We start from the raw sequence: 17,636 nt of genomic DNA, 5'->3' as shown, positions 1-17,636 counted from the left end.
TTTCTTAGTAACTTTTGATACTTGTATTTAACATTTTTGTAAACATCGTTATATTTAAGGCTCATCGTTGTCAGGAGTTTATGGATGAACCTTACGATATCAGGGAAGTTGCAGCTCAGTTTTGTGCTGCTAGCCGTACTTTTTATGGCATCAGCGGTATTCACGTATCGCAACGTCACCACCGTAGAGCAATACGCCTCTTCGTTACTTAAATCTGATCTACCGACCGTCGACACCAGTCGCGGTATCCAACAGTCTGTTCAAGCATCGCTGTCTTCTATTCGAGCCTACATGTTGCTAGGTGGCGATGAAGAGGCGAGCACACGTCTGAGTGAGGACGTACGCAATATCATGGTATCTACAGACGAGTCGCTTCCAACGTTGCAGGCTTTGATCTCTGAACAGGATTTTCAAGCGATTCAAAGTCAGTGGGATGCGGTCAAAGTCTCTTTGAACAAGCTGATTGAACTTAGCCACAGTGACGAGAACTTACCCGCGCACAACCTATTTATTAACGAAGCGGCACCCATTGCAGAAGTGGCACTTGACCAGCTTCAAAGCTTAATCAATGAAGAGTCGGGAAATCCATTTGGTGGAGACAGAAAACGTCTGTTTAAAGTTTATGCCGACAGCTATACCTCGCTCGCCAATGCACTGTCTGCGCTGCGAGATTTCCTGTTGTACGGGCAGCAAGATCATTTGGACAAATACCATGACTTGATTAAGTACCACAATCAGTCTGTGGCGGAAATCGATAGCAAACTCGACAGGCTCACTGATAACGACCAATCATTGTGGTCACTGTTTAAAGAAATGCAGCAACTGTACTTTCCTCTAGCAGAGCAGGTGATTGCATTACGTCAGTCACCAGAATGGAACGAATCAAACTTGTTGATGGCGAACGAACTGTTGCCAGCAGCGGATGCACTAGACCAAAGCTTAGAAACGATCGTATTGGCTCAGCAAAGTCGTGCTGATCAAAGCGGACAGGGTATCAATCAGTCGATCAAGAACGTACTCACCACTATGTTGATTGCAGCGGCATTGGTTTTGTTTGCCGCAGTCGCTATTTCAAAATACATGGGCAACATCATTGGTCGCCGAGTGAAAAACTTATCGGAGCGAGCGAAGACGATCGCTTCAGGAGATGTTTCTCAGCCTCCGTTAACTGTTGTTGGGAAAGATGAATTGGCAGACCTTACCGATTCGATTAACCGCATGAACCAATCGTTAGCGAGCATCGTGGCAGGGGTGAGTGAAAAAGCGCACCAGGTGGATACCAGCATGGGGGCTTTGTTGGAATCGGCGCAAGTTACCTCATCGAATGTAGAACAGCAACAAACCAGCATTGTAGAAATGGGAAGCCAATTGGATGAAATCGCTTTAGCCGCGCGTAACACTCTAGATCAAGCCAATCAATCGGTGCAGAAGCTTTCTGATTCAAAAGGCGAGATTGAACAAGGTCGCGATGCTTTAGAGCAAAACAAAGTCACCATGGAAAGCTTGCATGGCAGCATTGAAACCGCGAGTACGCAAGTGACGCAGTTAAGCAAAGAGAGCGAAGCCATTGGTCGAGTGACGGAAGTGATTGAAGGCTTGGCAGAGCAAACTAACTTACTGGCATTGAATGCCGCGATAGAAGCGGCGCGTGCGGGCGACCAAGGACGAGGCTTTGCAGTCGTGGCAGACGAAGTACGCATGTTAGCGACGCGCACTACTCAATCGACGACAGAAATCAACGGTATCATCAATGCGATTCAACGCTCGACCCATTCGGTGGTTGAGGAGATTGAACACAGTCAATCACTTGCGGAGCAGGGCGCTGAGCACATTGAAAAAGCGGTAACTCGTTTGCTTGTCACGACCGAGCAAATTGGTTCTTTGAATGAACAAATGGCAGAACTTGCGGCAGCGGCAGAGCAGCAATCTCATGCGACCAATTCGATCACTGGATTGATGTCCGATATAAATCAATCAGTGGATGAGGTCTCGAATAACAGCCAACGTGCATCAGAGACATCATGGCAAGTAAAAGAGCAAGTTACCGAGCTGAATCAACAGATGGCAACTTTCAAAACGGCATAGATAAGGTTTAGGTCTGTTCATCTACTTTTGAACGTTAACCAAATAGTAAAAAAGCCCCAATTCTTTTGACACAAAAAGGGTTGGGGCTTTTTGTTGGATGATACGCCGATATTCGTCTACTTGCTCATTGGATTTGGCTATTTAAATCATAGCTAAAACCAAATTTTCTTCACCGAGTCGGAGTCGTAATATGACTTCATCGGCAGCAAATACTGCAAAAGAATTTTTAAACTTTATACCAATCCCAGTAAGAGAATCGTTCGTTACTACGATTGGTATCATCCTTCTAGGAGCAAGATTATGAACAAACAAGTAAGCCTAATTGGTCTAGACAGCGAACAATCAGCACAACTAGCTCAACAGTTAAATCAACTGCTAGCGCATTACCAAGTGTTGTACATGAACTCTCGCGGTTACCACTGGAACATCAAAGGTGCGCAATTCTTCGAACTGCACGTAAAATTTGAAGAGATTTACACTGATCTACAAACAAAAATCGATGAGCTTGCAGAGCGTATTCTAACTTTGGGTCATACGCCAGCGCACGCATTCAGCAACTACTTGGAAGCAAGTGAAATTAAAGAACATCAAAACGCGACTTCTGGTGAGGAGTGTGTACAAGGTCTGGTTCAAGGCTTTAGCGTTCTACTTCTAAAACAGCGTGAGATTCTACAAAACGCGGGTGAAGCAGATGACGAAGGTACAGCGGCATTGATGGGTGACTACATCCGTGAGCAAGAAAAATTAATGTGGATGCTTAACGCTTACCTACAAGGCTAAGCAGCGCATCACCCAAGCAATCCTTGGGAACGCATGAACAATCGGGAATAAGTCATAAGGGGCACGTTGGTGCCCCTTTTTTGTTTGCGTATTTTATATGTGTGCTTTATTTGCGTGGTAAGGATTCGAAACGGCTCAATAAATCACTGAGTTCATTAAGCGCCAACGAGGCTGAGTCATTGAAGGTTTCTTGATTACCATGATGCACAAGACAAGACGGCATCTGAGCGTTATACGCTGCCTGTAAGTCGTAAAGGTAATCACCGACATAAAGCACTTCATCCGGCATCAAACGCCACTCTTTCGCCAATACTTGCAGAGACAAAGGGTCTGGCTTGGGCGGGAAGCATTCACGAGTGATGACTCGTTCCACTGAGATTTGGTTGTGTTCTAGTTTGCGCTGCGTGGCGATTTGACAGTTGCGCGTCACGATAGCGGTTTTGATTTCATTTTGATGCAAGTGGGCGAGCAATTCATGGCAGCCAATCATTGGAGCAGACTGCTCAGCATCAGAAATCTCGTAATCAAATATCACGTTATGAGCGTGCTCTCGATGATGAGGGTGCTCAAGTGCGTCGACAAAATCCAATAGATCTTCACTCTGCGGACAACCTAGCTGTTGTCGCAATTCGCCGAAGTTCATATCAGAACTCACCAAGGTGTTGTCTAAATCAAACACCACGGCTTTAATTTTATCGAGCTGTAAAGGGAATGGAATCATAATGACCTCGTACAACTTAACCGAACTATCGTTTTAAAAAACAAAAGGTTATTGTTAAGTTTAGATTCTTCTGCTTAGATTGTACGAAAATAAATCAACCATGTATCACAAAACAAGGACGCGCATGATCATTCCTAAACCATTACAAAAAGGCGACACCATCGGCTTTTTCTCGCCATCCTCCCCAGCCACGGTATTTGCACCAGCGCGTTTTGAGCGTGCCAAAGCGTACGTGGAATCTCATGGTTACCAGCTAAAAGCAGGCAGCTTAATGGGCAAAACTGACCAATATCGCTCGGGTTCAATTCAAGAGCGAGTAGAAGAATTGAATGCGCTGATTCGTGATCCCGAAGTGCGCTGTATTATGTCGACCATTGGCGGTAACAACAGTAACTCATTGCTACCTTACATTGATTACGAGGCATTGAAGAAAGATCCCAAGATCATTGTTGGCTATTCGGATGTGACGGCTCTACTCTTGGGCATTTACGCACAAACTGACATCGTTACTTTCTATGGTCCAGCTTTGGTGGCATCTCTGGGTGAATTCCCGCCATTGGTGGACGAGACCTTCGCTTCGTTCGAATCGATAGTGAATACATTAGTCGGCTTGGATCATCAATACACAATGCCACTAGGGTGGACAGATGAATGGATAGAATGGGGCGAGCAAGACCGCGCAAAGCAAACCTTGCAAAACCAGTGGCACTTCAAAGGTGAAGGCAAGATCACCGGACGTTTGATTGGTGGCAACCTCAATACCATGACGGGTATTTGGGCAAGTAAGTTTATGCCGAGTATCGAACAAGGCGATATTTTGCTAGTGGAAGATTGTTTGCAGGGCATTGAAACGGTCGAACGCTCTTTTGCGCTGCTCAAGCTTTCTGGCGTGTTTGATAAAGTTGGTGCGATTGTGCTCGGCAAGCATGAAAAGTTCAACGATAAAGGCACAGGACGAGCACCTATAGACGTGTTATTAGAAGTACTTAACGGTCAACCACTGCCAATTTTGTATGACTTTGACAGCTGTCATACCCACCCAATGCTCACCGTTCCATTGGGCTCGACCATGACGCTCGATTTTGACAATGAAACGGTGGCAGTGAGTTTAAAGAGCTAGCTTTTTTTGACTCGTTCGTCAGAGAAAACTATTTCTCCTCAAGACGAAAGATTTTGCCGCTGTCGGTAGAAAAGTAGATATAACCATCGGGGCTGATGGTTATATCTCTTACTCGCTCACCAAGATTCTCCATCAATCTTTTTGATTCGGTGAGCTTGCCATTCTCAATAGAAACCACGTTGATGTGCGCCAGTTTCAATGCACCGGCGAGGATTTTTCCGTCCAACTCTGGGTATTTATCGCCACGGTACAAAATCATATTGCTGGGTGCGATAGAAGGGATGTATACCAACTTTGGATCTTCCATTCCCGGTAACGACTTAGCTTCACCAACGTCCAACGGTCCCCAATATTCTTTACCATGAGAGACTTTTGCCCAGCCGTAGTTCGCGCCTTTCTTGATTAGGTTAATTTCATCGCCGCCGCGTGGTCCATGTTCAATCGACCACAGCTGTTTTGTTGCTTCGTCGTAAAACATACCTTGTGGGTTGCGGTGCCCGTAACTCCATATCTCAGGACGAGCTTCGGAAGATTTGAATGGGTTGTCTTGTGGAACCGAACCATCAAGGTTAAGGCGCAGAATACTGCCAGCATGGGTTTGAGTGTCTTGCCCATTATCACGTTCGCCACGGTCACCGATTGAGAAGTAAACTTTGTCGTCAATAAATGAAATTCGACTGCCGTAGTGGCGACCTGTATCGGTGATGGCATCAGCAACAAAGAGATCTTTCCAACCCACAAGCTGATTGTTTTGCAATTGCGCCGTCGCTAACACCACCGTATTGCCTTTGCTCGTACGCTTGCTGTAGGTAAAGAAGAGTTGCGGTTTTTGCGTATCGGCATTCGGTGCGAGCGCGACATCCAATAAGCCAGCTTGCCCACTAGTGTTCACATCGGGGACGTTAAACAGCTTTTGAGGTTTGCCTGATGTGATATCCAGCAGCGAAACCGTACCGTTCTTTTCATTAACGATAACGCGTTGGCTATCTAAGAACTCGATCCCCCAAGGGATCTGAAATCCATTCGCCACTTCGTTAGCGCGGTATTCGGCTGCGTTGGCAGAAAAGGATAAACAAGCGAGTAGGGCAGCAGCAATCGTTCTCATGGTTCCTTCCAATATGAATCGTATTAATGCTTAAAAGCTAACACTAAAAGAGAACGTTTTGCAGAGCATGGATTGTATAAGAATGTAAAAAATCCCCGATACGAGACCGGGGATTGAATTAAGGCTAGAGAATTGTTTATGTAACGAGATTACATCGCTTCTTCGAAGATCTTAGAGATTTCTTCGTGAGTTGCTTGTTTAGGGTTAGTGAAACCACAAGCATCTTTCAGTGCGTTGTCTGCTAGTGTTGGGATGTCTTCTAGTTTCGCACCAAGCTCTTTAATACCTGCTGGGATACCCACATCTTTCGCTAGAGTAACGATAGCGTCGATTGCTGCCGCTGCACCTGCTTCAGCAGACATGCCTTCTACGTTTACGCCCATTGCTTTCGCTACATCACGTAGACGCTCAGGACATACTTGCGCGTTGTAGCGCTGTACGTGAGGTAGAAGAATCGCGTTACAAACACCGTGTGGAAGGTCGTAGAAACCACCTAGTTGGTGTGCCATTGCGTGTACGTAACCTAGAGACGCGTTGTTGAACGCCATACCCGCCATGAACTGTGCGTATGCCATTTGTTCACGAGCTTCTAGATCTTCACCGTTTTTCACTGCTGTGCGTAGGTACGCTTGGATAAGCTCAATCGCTTTGATTGCTACCGCATCAGTGATTGGTGTTGCTGCGATAGATACGTAAGCTTCAATCGCGTGAGTTAGGGCATCCATACCTGTTGCCGCAGTTAGCGAAGCCGGTTTAGCTAGCATTAGCTCTGGATCGTTTACAGAGATAAGCGGTGTTGTGTGCTTATCAACGATAGCCATCTTGATGTGACGTTCTTCGTCAGTGATGATGCAGAAACGCGTCATTTCAGATGCAGTACCCGCAGTCGTGTTGATTGCGATAAGTGGCATCATTGGTTTTGCAGATTGGTCTACGCCTTCGTAATCTGCGATTTTGCCGCCGTTAGAAGCAACAAGCGCGATACCTTTCGCACAGTCGTGTGGTGAACCGCCACCTAGAGAGATAACGAAGTCACATTCGTTATCTGTAAGAAGTGCCAAGCCGTCGTTAACGTTGCTGATAGTAGGGTTTGGTTGAGTGCCATCGAACACAACAGTTGCTACGTCGCGTTCTGTTAGTAGATCTTGAACCTGCTTTACTACACCGATTTGGTTAAGAATCTTATCCGTAACAATCAAACCTTTTTTAAAGCCTTGAGATTGGATGCTGTCTGCTGCGTCTTTCAGACAACCAGCGCCCATTAGGTTTACGGTAGGGATAAAAAATGCACTTGTCATATTGGATTGCTCCGTCGTTATTTTTAATAATCTTTCTTAATCTGTCATTTACTCTTGCATACCCCGTTCTTGATTTAGATTGATCTAGGACAAGTTTAACCCCTTAGGGGTATCTTGAGGGCTGAAAGTGTGATGACAGTCTTGTTGCACAGTGAGATGGTGCAACACCTACTTAACGTAGCTGAAATATCTCATTTATCACGCAAACGATTGGCAAAAATAACAAGATTCGTACAGTTTATCTCTCAATTCAACTAAAGTATAAAAAATCCCCATTAATATGTAGTCTATCAATGGGGATTCGTATGGTGTGTTTTAAGCAAACGTTTTCGGTTTAGGCGATTTTAACTAACTTATCTACTAGTTTTTCAATGCCTGATGCGGCTTGTGAGATATTCTCCGCTAACATATAAGCTGGTGTTGAAAGCACGTTGTGTTTTTCATCGAAATGGATTTCATCCACCTGACAATTGACGTGCTTACCCCCCATATGACCGAATGCTGCTGCAGTGGCTTCATCGTTACCAATGGTGCCTTTTACACCTTGATCGTAAATCATAGGAATAATAGTTGGTGCGATGCATAAATAACCTGCAGGTTTGCCTGCTTGAGCGAATGCACGACAGGCTTGGGCGACGTGAGTATTAATCGAACACTCTGCGCCTGAGACGGCGAAGTCGGTTAAGTTTTTCGCGGCACCAAATCCACCAGGAAGTAGTAGGGCATCGTATTCATCAACGTTAAGTTTGGCGACATCGTCAATATTTCCGCGTGCAATACGAGCTGATTCGATCAAGACGTTACGTGTTTCATCCATTTCGTCACCAGTTAGGTGATTGATGACGTGGAGTTGGTCAATGTTAGGTGCAAAGCAGTGCCAAGTTGCACCTGCTTTCTCGATGGCGTAGAGCGCCAATACGGCTTCGTGGATCTCAGAGCCGTCGTAAACGCCTGAACCACTTAAAATGACTGCGACTTTTTTCATGATTGGATTCCTTTACTCTGAACGTTCCTTAGATTGTTCTTCACTATCTAGACCATGCGTTTCCGAATGTGTTTCAACGTTTTCACTTTCGTCGTCTTCCTCATAGTAGCGCACAACAAACGGTGTCAGCATGACACTCGAAGGCAGAAAATGTTTCATATCGACTCCAACCGCTTAATAGAGTGGTTTTTATACCGATTTTGGAAAAAGAGTACGTTGAAGCGGATCATTTTTGAGTTAAGCTGCAGTTTCCTTTGGCATTCATGAGCAGTAGGTCACATAGATAACATGCAATCCTATCAGTTTCGTTTCACCCTTTATGGTTGTATCGCCATTCTCTCTTGGAGCTGTTTGCTAGGCATCGCAAGATTGGTGACAGAAAGTTTGGGACCCGTGGGTGGATCAGCCATGCTGTATTCTCTGAGCTCCATTTTTCTGTTGATTGTGGTTGGCATCCCAAAACTGTCGTATTTCTCACCCAAGTATTTAGTTCTGGGTGGAGCGATGTTTGTTTGCTACGAGATCTTCCTCGCGCTGGCATTGGGCTACTCCAATTCTCGTTCTCAGGCGATTGAAGTCTCGATCGTCAATTATCTATGGCCGGCACTAACCGTTTTGTTTGCGGTATTGGGCAGTAACAAAAAGCCGAACTGGTTACTGTACCCGGCAGTTATGTTGGCATTCATTGGTGTCGCGTGGACGGTCAGTGGTGATAGCGGTTTATCACCGACGCAGTTAGTGGCGAACATCAGTAGCAATCCGATTGTTTACTTCATGGCATTTGCAGGCGCAGTCATCTGGGCTGTGTATTGCAATCTGACTCAAAGACAACAATCGAAGCACAACGCGATTACTTTGTTTTTTATCGCGACAGCCATCTCTTTGTGGATCAAATACGCCTTTACTGATGAGCCGCCAATGGCATTCAGCTGGCAAGCGATGGGGTACTTAGTGGCTTCTGCAGCTTTAATGGCGGGTGGTTACGGATTGTGGAACATCGCGATTGTGGGCGGCAATATGGTGTTTCTCGCAACCTTGTCTTACTTTACGCCGATTTTTTCTGCTCTGTTTTCCTCTCTTATTCTAGGCGTCACTCTAAGCCACAGCTTCTGGCAAGGAGTCGTAATGGTAACGGTTGGTTCGCTGATGTGTTGGCTGGTCACCAAAGAGAAGCGCGAAGCGGCGGGATGAACGCTGGTATAGAAATATTTAGAGCACGCTTGAGTGTCTTTCAGGTTCAAATCAAAGCAAGAAAAAAGCTCCCGAGATTGGGAGCTTTTCTTTTGAGTTCTAATGATTGTTTGGTGGCGCTCTAATAAGCGACGTTCAATTGTAATTGAAGCTTGAATCTGTGCTTCGATAGTCGCTTAGTAAGCTGCTTACGAGTGTGTTCTAGCGTATCAAGCTCTAGCGTGTCGTCATCCACATGCACGTCCACATTTACTCGCAGTTCTTGACCAACTTTAGTTACGCCAGCCAGTTTCAATTGGTGCTCGGTCACTTTTTCAATCTCAAGAACGTCTTTACCAACGCTCTGACACAACTCTTTGCTTGGTGTCATCATTAACAGTTCGCGCAGGGCACCAACTAGCATATCAAATGGTACTTTAAGGAAGTAAAAGCCCATCAAGACCATCATCATAGGGTCTGCATAGACCGCGTAGTGTGCGTATGGTGTTAGCGATACTAGCCATGCAGCGATAAAACCAACCGTTACTGCCACGCTTAACAACGTATCCATTTGCCATTGTTTTTTCTCGGCTTCGATCAAACCTGATGAGAAACGACGACTTTTCTTCGCCATAAACCACCAAGCGTAACCACAACCAATCACGTTAACGACACCGAAGATGGTTGCGATGGAAGCGTCTACCTCACGACCGCCTGTCATCAACGCGGTTACCGCTGAAAATAATGAGAAAGAAACCACCACTAAAATAACAGCGGCTTTAATAGCGATAACGATAGGTTCAAGTACAGCTTTGCCGAAAGGAAAAATAGATTTTGATGGCTTGCTGATGTAGTAAGAAGCTGCCAGTGACAATAAAGTTAACAGCAGACTGACTAGAGAATAAACACCGTCAAAAACGATGACGATCGACCCAACAAGCAAGCCAAGTACCATCCCTCCAATTGCAAACCCAGATGCTAAAAGGGCTGAGAAGGTTAGGATACGGTTTTCGTTTTTGCTTGTCCTGTCACACATAAAAGATGCCTTAAATTATTACACCCTTACATTCTTCTCCTTAGGGCAAATTTAAGCAAATGAAAACTGTGTGACATTTAAACGATAAAATGTTGTTTTTGAATTATGCTTTTATTTTTCAATGATTTAACATTAAATTTTGCTGTCAATATAATTGACGCTCACTGCAATATGTTTAGAAGTCGAATAAATACTCGCTTAACTTATCGGCCAACCAACTCATTGCAGGGTGCTCTGTTTGTCCATTTGGTACGAACATACAGTAGTCTTCTTGCGTCAAACCATAGGTGTGTTTGATCACCGCAAGTTTCTGATGTCTCAAGTAATGTCGGATCAATGGCTCTGGTAATACGCCCCATGCATCTTCTTCTAAAATAGTGTTCAGCATGTAGTCAAAACTGGAGAAGCCAATGTATCGAGTAGAAAAGGGTTGTAGCTCGGGGTTGTCTTTCTCATTCAAATACACCATCAAAGCTTGCATCTGGTTACGCAAATCTTCATCGGTGACGCGACGCATTTTGCTGAGTTGGTGATCGAAGCTACAGACCGACATCATACGAATTTTACCAAGTGGATTGTAAACGATGTGTGGGTCATCCACGCGCTCGTAATCAACACCAAATGCAAAATCGACCTGTTGAGTACTGACCAAATTAGCTAAGTCACCACTGGAAGCGAGAATCAGGTTGAATGTGGTGGATGGGAAGCGATTGTTTAGAGTATGAGATAGCTCTTGCCACAGTTCGTCTGGCAGCGAGTCGTCACGTGCCACCCAGACCTCAGCGTTGAAGCCGTCAGAAACTTGAGCGCAGGTCTTTTTGATTCGTTGTGCGGTTACGAGCAGGTTTTCGCAGTCTTTGAAGATGGCTTTCCCCGCTTCCGAGAGCGTTAGTTGATTGCCTGTGCGAATGAATAGCTCGACGTCTAAGTCTTTCTCAAGCGCTTTAATTGCCATACTGAGTTTGGTGCGGTTGCAATCGAGTTGACGCGCAGCCTCCGATACGGAGCCATATTCGGCGATGGTACAAAAAGCTTCGACTTGAGTTAAGTTCATGATTAAAAAAGACCTAAACTAAAAAGATGAGAATCGATAACGTAGATGAATGAGCGTACTGACGCTTAGAAAGATTATCGAAAAAAACACGGATTCGCCAGATAAGTCTATGGTGTTTTGGCGTTTTTGCGGTAATCTATGGGGGTTACAAGAAGTGAACATGGAGGCCACGATGGCACAAGATTGGGACGGCTTAGCAAAGAATTGGGAATCTAACCCAGCAACAGATCAATTTGCTCAGTCGGTGTTTGCACAGTTACAACAGCTTACTCAGCTTGATGGCATTAAAGTATTGGATTTTGGATGTGGGACAGGGCAGTTAAGCCAACTATTGTCGCCATCCGCAAAAGAGATTGTGGCGCTGGATGCATCTGAAGCCATGATAGAAGAGCTTGATAAGAAAGAGTTAGAGAATGTAGAACCAGTTGTTGACGCATTGACGCGTGGTCTAGTTGCTCAGCACCCAGCATTCCGTGGTCAGTTTGACTTAGTCGTTGCTTCTTCAGTTCTGGCTTTTATCGAAGACTACGAAACGTCTCTAGAGATTGCTCACTCGTTACTTAACGCTGGTGGTCACTTCGTGCATTTTGATTGGATCGCAGATTCAGCAAAAGAAGGCTTCACGCTAGCGAAATCAGAAAACGCACTTATCAAAGCCGGCTTTACTGAGGTAGAAACGAAGAAGGTCTTCGAAATCACATCAGACGGTCACACAATGTCAGTATTAATGGGTGTAGGTCGCCGTTAATCTCCGACAAAGAACATAAGAAAAGCGAGCTGTTTAGCTCGCTTTTTTGTTTTCTTTGATTAGCTAGACAAACGTGAGTTGTCGAATTTCTTCTAAAACATCCGGGTTCGCAATCGCACCTAAGTTCTCAACTTCCTTACCATTTATGACTTGTTTGACTGCAAGTTCTACCAACTTTCCTGAGCGTGTTTTAGGAATGTCGCTGATGGCGAAAATTTGGCTTGGCACGTGCCTTGGCGAACAGGACGTTTTGAGGCGCGACTTAATCTCTGCTACTAACCTGTCATCTAAAGTGACGCCAGAAACGGTCTGAACAAACAGCCAAATTTGTTCGTTTCGCTTGATTTCTTTACCAACGGCAATGGAATCGACGATACCTTCAATGGCATTTACCTGCTGATAAATCTCCGCTGTGCCGATGCGCACACCGCCAGGATTCAATAATGCATCGCTACGACCGTAAAAAACAAACCCACCTTTGGCGCTGCGTTCGACATCGTCACCGTGATGCCAGATATCATCGAACTTGTCCCAATACGCGTTGTGGTAACGCTCGCCGGTATCATTCCAAAAGCCGATAGGGAAGTTAGGCATAGAGTTGGTGCAGACGAGCTCACCGCGCTGTCCATTCACGCTTTGACCCTGTGAGTCGAACACTTGAACATCAATCCCCAAGCCAGCGTACTGGCACTCACCACGATAAACAGGCGAGATAGGGTTGCCTAATACAAAGCAGCCACAGATGTCTGTTCCGCCTGAAATAGAAGCCAAGTGCAAATCTTGCTTGATTCGTTGATACACGTAGTCAAACTGCTCTGGATAAAGCACTGAGCCCGTAGAGCACAAGGTTCTCAAAGCTGGGAGTGAGTAATCTTTGATAGGTGACAATCCGGCTTTTTCTATCGCTTCTAGATACTTGGCGGCAGTACCAAAGAGACTTACTTCTGCTCGCTGGGCTAAATCCCATAATACGTGAGGTGCTGGGTAAACCGGGCTACCATCGAAAATCACCAAGCACGCGCCACTTGCTAGAGCAGATACGTGCCAGTTCCACATCATCCAACCACAAGTTGTGTAGTAAAAGACGCGGTCTTTAGGCTGAATATCTGAATGAAGTTGATGTTCTTTAAGATGATTAAGAATCGTACCGCCAACAGAATGCACGATGCACTTAGGCTTGCCCGTCGTGCCAGAGGAATAAAGCACAAACAGCGGACTATTGAATTCCACGCGAGTGTAATGCAACGGAGCTGGGGAATACTGATTAATGATGTTTTGCCAATCGTGAGTACAAACATCGCATTCGAACACATGCGGTTTGAGGTAACCGATCTGGCACACTTGTTTCAGTCCATCGAGATGATCCGCGATGTGGTGGTTCTTCTCCGACATATCGAAGGTTTTTCCATTAAAGGTATAACCATCGCAGGTAAAGAGAACCTTTGGCTTCACTTGCCCGAAGCGCTCAATAACGCTTTCTACGCCAAAATCAGGGGAGGTGGACGTCCAAGTCGCGCCTAAGCTGGTGGTGGCTAGCATTGCAATAACGGTTTGTGGCATATGTGGTAAATAGCCTGCAACCACATCACCTTGCTTGATGCCACATTCGACTAACCATTGCTGAACGCTCGAGACCTCATCACAAAGCTGTTTCCATGTGTAAATCTGTTTGTCACCGCGCTCGTTTTCAAACCAAATTGCCAGCTCATCCGCTTGTTGCTCTGCCAAACTGAGCAAGTTCTCTGCGTAGTTAACTTGAGCTTGAGGGAACCACACGGCATCTCGATTTTGCATTGGTGATTGCCAACGGCTTTCACCTTGCGCTTTAACGGTATCGCCTTGCGTGCCAATTAGGTCGCAAAACTGCCAAACCTCTTTCCAGAAATACTCATTATGCTCCAAAGACCATTGGTGCAAATCAGAGTAGTTTTTGAGCTCGAAACCCTGCCGATTAATGTGCTCGATAAACTGCGTGATATTGGCTTGCTCGATTCGATCTTCCGTCGGCTGCCAGACTTTGTTGCTCTCGCGCATAGCTCCCTCTATAACAAAGTTTTAACGTTTTTAGTCTGAGGTGAACCAGAAATAAAGTCAAACTCGTTGGAGAAACTGGCTCCTTATGTATATCAATGCGTTAGGTGTTAATGTAAAGAAAATGTTACACCTGAATTTTGAGTGGAAAATGGTCAGGGGATTGGAAGGACAAAAGAGTGTAGATAGGCTTAATGTAAAGGATTTGTTAACGGAGATGTGCAATGACTCAGTATCATTCAAAACCCGTCGATCAGGATGGAAGGGTAGAATGGAGCCATGAAGAAGATGCCATTTGGCGCGACTTGGTAACAAGACAAATGAGCGTGATTCAAGACCGTGCATGCAACGCGTATCTGCATGGACTCAAGTTACTCGATTTACCTCATGACCGCGTGCCACAACTGCCCGAAATTAATCGTGTTTTGATGGAAACAACGGGCTGGCAAGTGGAGCCAGTACCCGCGTTGATCGATTTTGATCGTTTCTTCAATTTGCTTGGCAATAAACGCTTCCCAGTCGCGACGTTTTTGAGAACGCGAGAAGAGTTTGATTACCTACAAGAGCCAGATTTCTTCCATGAGATTTTTGGTCATTGTGCCATGCTCACCAACCCTGATTTTGCCGCCTTTACCGAGCATTACGGACAGCTTGGACAAGCCGCGACACCAAAGCAGCGAGGGTACCTTGCGCGTCTATATTGGTTTACAGTCGAGTTCGGCTTGGTTCAAGAGGGTAACAAAACCAAGATCTACGGTGGCGGCATCCTTTCATCTCCGGGAGAAACCATCTATTCATTGGAAAGCGACATCGCGATTAGAGACGAGTTTGACCTGCAAACTGTGTTAAGAACCCCTTATCGCATCGATATCATGCAGCCGAAATACTACGTGATTGAAGATTTGTCGCAGCTTTTCCAAATTAGCCAATTGAATTTATTGAAACATGCCGATCTAGCGATTGAAGCCGGATTGCTTCCACCACTTTTTGAACCAAAGGAACCAGCTCATGTTGAATGAACAAAAATGCGAAGCTTGTAGTATCGATGCCATTGCACTTAGTAAAGAGGAACAACAGTCTCTGCTGCTGCAATTATCTGATTGGCAGATCATTGAGAGAGATGAGATTCCTCAGCTTGAGAAGGTCTACAAGTTTAAGAACTTCAAACAAGCGTGGGCGTTTAGCAACAAGATTGCCGAGCTTGCAGAAGATGAATTCCATCACCCATCTATCTTGCTGGAGTGGGGCAAAGTGACCATCACTTGGTGGAGTCATTCTATTAAAGGCTTGCATAAGAACGACTTTATCTGTGCTTCGAAGTGTGACGCATTGGCTATTGAAGAATAGAGCTGAGTGATTATGTTCACTCGTTATAAACAAAAAGCGCCCGAACTTAAGTTCGGGCGCTTTACTTTTAATTTTGTTCTCTTGAAGAGCGAGAATTAAAGCTCAATTCGAAACACAGACGTCGTGCCTGACACTTCATTGCCTACTGCGATAAAGTGTTGTCCCTTACGAGCAAAGTAGTTGATTGACTCTGGCGCCAAATCACCTGCTTTTGGATTGTAAGTGTCGTTCGCGCATTCGCCATCTTCCACTTCTGTACAAACTGGCTGGTTATAATCACGACGGTTTACGTAATGCAGGAACTGCGCTTGTTTCGGGTCTGTGGTGTCATAAATCATGATGCCGCCTTGACGCTCCAAGCCGATAAACGCGTAGTGACGACCATTGATTTGTGCTACTTCAATCGCTTCTGGCTCAATGCCTTTGTCGTCACTGCGGTCATCGCCGCTGTCATTGCTATCGTTGGTGCTGTTGAAGTTCTTACCTTCATTCATTAATGCGATGGTTGCGAAATCGTCACCACTATCGAAAACCAACTCACCGTTTTCATCCCAAATAGAGAACGAACGCGCGCCAAAGGCTTGAACATTGTCTTGCGCAGAAAGCGTTTGTTCTGGCTTAATCACTTTTAGACGCGCGAGTTGCTTGTTGTCTTTTAGCGCCTCTGCCAGCGGGTGATCTGCTGCGACTTTCAGCTTCTTACCGCGCACCTCATCAATATGGCTTAAACAGGTGCCTTGCTCAGAAGTATATTCATCTGTACCGAGGTAATCGTCTTCATCCCACTTAAAGCCTGCTTGGTCACATAGAGCTTGTGTTGTTTTGAAGCCATATTCACGACCGTCACCTTCGTTGGCAGAGAGGATGTAAGTTTTGCCACCTACCGAGTAGCTGTCGAGGGTATCTGGCATGTACAGACCAACCAGTTGAGGGTAGCTCTTAAAGTTGCCAATGATTTTGTCTTTGTTCGAAGCATCCAGTTTTGAGTCCGACCAAGATTTCTCGCCCAGACCCACAATCTTCTCTACCGATTTGCTTTCAGGGTTTACAATTGCCATCGCGTTGTTTTCTTGCAGCGCAACGTAGATTTTCCCGTTGTCAGCAAAGGTGAGGTATTCCGGTTCTAGATCTTGCGCCACTGTTGCATTTGGACCTGAGATTCGAACATCTGCAGGTAACTCAGACTTACGTGCACCATCAAACTCATTGAAACCAATCTGCGTGACTTCTACTTGTTTTACGCCTTGGCTCACGTCGATTAATGTGATGCTGCCTTCTGGATCGACACTGTAATCACCATTTGGCTCACCTTCGTTTGCTGTCGCAATGTATCTGCCATCTTTTGAGAAGCCAACCATGTCTGGCAATGCACCAGTAGGGAAGGTGGTGATAAGCGACAAATCATCCGAACGGTACAAGCCAACAATACCATTCGCCTGCTTATTACTGTTTTCAATCGCAACAGCGACTAAACCATTAAAGACAGCAACGCTGTTTGCCGCACCAATCTCAACGCCTGCCGCTTTGCCCGCGCTGTTGAGATCAATGAATGCGGTTTGCGTTGGTGCGCCGTTGTCATCCATAGAAAGTACATCGACACGCTTTGCTTGAGCGTTGACCACGTAAAGCTTGTCAGTACAAGCATCATATTGAACGATTTCTGCTGCCGACGTATCGAATGGTGCGTCAGCGATAGACGTTCCCATAAAGGTCAAACCTTGGATGGATGTCTCTCCACCAACAGGTGCTACCGATGCTTTACACTGAGCTGCAAACGAAGAGAGAGAATCGTCAGGTTGAGATGAACACGCGATGGCAAGTGAAGATAATGCCAATACGCCTATTGCCTTAAATGGGGTGGTCATGATATTTCCTTATTAAGCAGATACAATGTTGCTCAATGCACCTAAATTAGATATCTATTCATTCACTACAACAGTGAGGAATAGCGCATTGATTGAAGTGTTATGAGGGGCTGTTGATCTTTCGCGGTTAAATTTTGTTCGGATGGGGACGCCTAGTCAAAATCGTTTTAGGCGAGGCAAGGAGTGTGTCGCCTAGTCGTTCTAAGCAAATACTCCTTAACAAAGCATGAAACGATTTTGCGGGGGCGCCTAGCCCGAACCCTCCGGGCAGCGTTTGTTGGTCATTTCTAC

16 protein-coding genes are annotated in these 17,636 nt (G+C 45.5%); 7 read left to right on the top strand and 9 right to left on the bottom strand.

Going from position 1 to position 17,636, the window contains the following annotated elements:
* Positions 1-84: 84 nt before the first annotated feature.
* Complete coding sequence (locus QMY49_RS25800) at positions 85-2,085, top strand: HAMP domain-containing methyl-accepting chemotaxis protein (protein ID WP_283315359.1); 2,001 nt, start codon at positions 85-87, stop codon at positions 2,083-2,085.
* A gap of 300 nt (positions 2,086-2,385) precedes the next feature.
* On the top strand, positions 2,386-2,865 hold the full coding sequence (locus tag QMY49_RS25795; RefSeq protein WP_005388254.1) for a Dps family protein: 480 nt from the start codon (positions 2,386-2,388) through the stop codon (positions 2,863-2,865).
* A gap of 106 nt (positions 2,866-2,971) precedes the next feature.
* On the opposite strand, the gene QMY49_RS25790 is transcribed toward QMY49_RS25795, so the two are convergent.
* Positions 2,972-3,586, bottom strand: a complete 615-nt coding sequence (locus tag QMY49_RS25790) for an HAD family hydrolase (RefSeq protein ID WP_005388252.1) — start codon at positions 3,584-3,586, stop codon at positions 2,972-2,974.
* A 124-nt stretch (positions 3,587-3,710) separates the two neighbouring features.
* Here QMY49_RS25790 and QMY49_RS25785 point away from each other — a divergent pair, with 124 nt between their 5' ends.
* Positions 3,711-4,706 carry a S66 family peptidase gene (locus QMY49_RS25785; protein ID WP_283315355.1) on the top strand — a complete coding sequence of 332 codons (996 nt, stop codon included), beginning with the start codon at positions 3,711-3,713 and terminating at the stop codon, positions 4,704-4,706.
* Positions 4,707-4,734: 28 nt separating this feature from the next.
* Here the strand turns inward: QMY49_RS25785 and QMY49_RS25780 are convergent, their stop codons facing one another.
* From QMY49_RS25780 to QMY49_RS25765, 4 genes are all read right to left on the bottom strand, one after another.
* Entirely contained in the window at positions 4,735-5,811 is a 1,077-nt protein-coding gene (locus QMY49_RS25780; RefSeq protein ID WP_283315353.1) for a PQQ-dependent sugar dehydrogenase, read from the bottom strand.
* A gap of 149 nt (positions 5,812-5,960) precedes the next feature.
* Entirely contained in the window at positions 5,961-7,109 is a 1,149-nt protein-coding gene (gene yiaY / locus QMY49_RS25775) for an L-threonine dehydrogenase (RefSeq protein WP_005442614.1), read from the bottom strand.
* 334 nt (positions 7,110-7,443) lie between these two features.
* A complete protein-coding gene (gene elbB / locus QMY49_RS25770; protein WP_038897273.1) occupies positions 7,444-8,094 on the bottom strand; it encodes an isoprenoid biosynthesis glyoxalase ElbB in 651 nt (216 codons plus the stop codon).
* Between the two features lie 12 nt (positions 8,095-8,106).
* Positions 8,107-8,253 (bottom strand): hypothetical protein, encoded by a 147-nt coding sequence (locus QMY49_RS25765; protein WP_005453721.1) that lies wholly within the window; start codon positions 8,251-8,253, stop codon positions 8,107-8,109.
* Positions 8,254-8,382: 129 nt separating this feature from the next.
* Between QMY49_RS25765 and yddG the strand changes: the two genes are divergently transcribed.
* A complete protein-coding gene (yddG, locus tag QMY49_RS25760) occupies positions 8,383-9,285 on the top strand; it encodes an aromatic amino acid DMT transporter YddG (protein WP_017819219.1) in 903 nt (300 codons plus the stop codon).
* Positions 9,286-9,406: 121 nt separating this feature from the next.
* Here the strand turns inward: yddG and QMY49_RS25755 are convergent, their stop codons facing one another.
* Both QMY49_RS25755 and QMY49_RS25750 read right to left on the bottom strand, forming a co-directional pair.
* Complete coding sequence (locus QMY49_RS25755; protein ID WP_005453725.1) at positions 9,407-10,300, bottom strand: cation diffusion facilitator family transporter; 894 nt, start codon at positions 10,298-10,300, stop codon at positions 9,407-9,409.
* Between the two features lie 175 nt (positions 10,301-10,475).
* Positions 10,476-11,354 (bottom strand): LysR family transcriptional regulator, encoded by an 879-nt coding sequence (locus QMY49_RS25750; RefSeq protein ID WP_283315348.1) that lies wholly within the window; start codon positions 11,352-11,354, stop codon positions 10,476-10,478.
* Positions 11,355-11,403: 49 nt separating this feature from the next.
* Here QMY49_RS25750 and QMY49_RS25745 point away from each other — a divergent pair, with 49 nt between their 5' ends.
* Positions 11,404-12,102, top strand: coding sequence for a class I SAM-dependent DNA methyltransferase (locus QMY49_RS25745; protein WP_005453728.1), 699 nt, complete (start codon positions 11,404-11,406; stop codon positions 12,100-12,102).
* A gap of 63 nt (positions 12,103-12,165) precedes the next feature.
* On the opposite strand, the gene QMY49_RS25740 is transcribed toward QMY49_RS25745, so the two are convergent.
* Positions 12,166-14,136, bottom strand: coding sequence for an acetoacetate--CoA ligase (locus QMY49_RS25740; RefSeq protein ID WP_283315347.1), 1,971 nt, complete (start codon positions 14,134-14,136; stop codon positions 12,166-12,168).
* A gap of 221 nt (positions 14,137-14,357) precedes the next feature.
* On the opposite strand from QMY49_RS25740, the gene phhA reads away from it, so the two are divergent.
* The gene (gene phhA, locus QMY49_RS25735; protein WP_283315345.1) at positions 14,358-15,152 is read left to right on the top strand and encodes a phenylalanine 4-monooxygenase; all 795 of its coding nucleotides are present in this window, start codon (positions 14,358-14,360) and stop codon (positions 15,150-15,152) included.
* Positions 15,142-15,480: a 4a-hydroxytetrahydrobiopterin dehydratase gene (locus tag QMY49_RS25730; RefSeq protein WP_005433587.1), complete on the top strand. Its 339-nt coding sequence runs from the start codon at positions 15,142-15,144 to the stop codon at positions 15,478-15,480. The genes phhA and QMY49_RS25730 overlap by 11 nt, the downstream gene beginning before the upstream one ends.
* Positions 15,481-15,575: 95 nt before the next feature.
* Here QMY49_RS25730 and QMY49_RS25725 read toward each other — a convergent pair whose 3' ends face one another.
* Positions 15,576-17,345 carry a choice-of-anchor I family protein gene (locus tag QMY49_RS25725; protein ID WP_283315339.1) on the bottom strand — a complete coding sequence of 590 codons (1,770 nt, stop codon included), beginning with the start codon at positions 17,343-17,345 and terminating at the stop codon, positions 15,576-15,578.
* Positions 17,346-17,636 lie beyond the last annotated feature (291 nt).

It is taken from the genome of Vibrio harveyi (genome assembly GCF_030060435.1).
Taxonomy (GTDB): domain Bacteria; phylum Pseudomonadota; class Gammaproteobacteria; order Enterobacterales; family Vibrionaceae; genus Vibrio; species Vibrio harveyi.
This window is presented reverse-complemented; position numbering and strand designations above follow the sequence as displayed.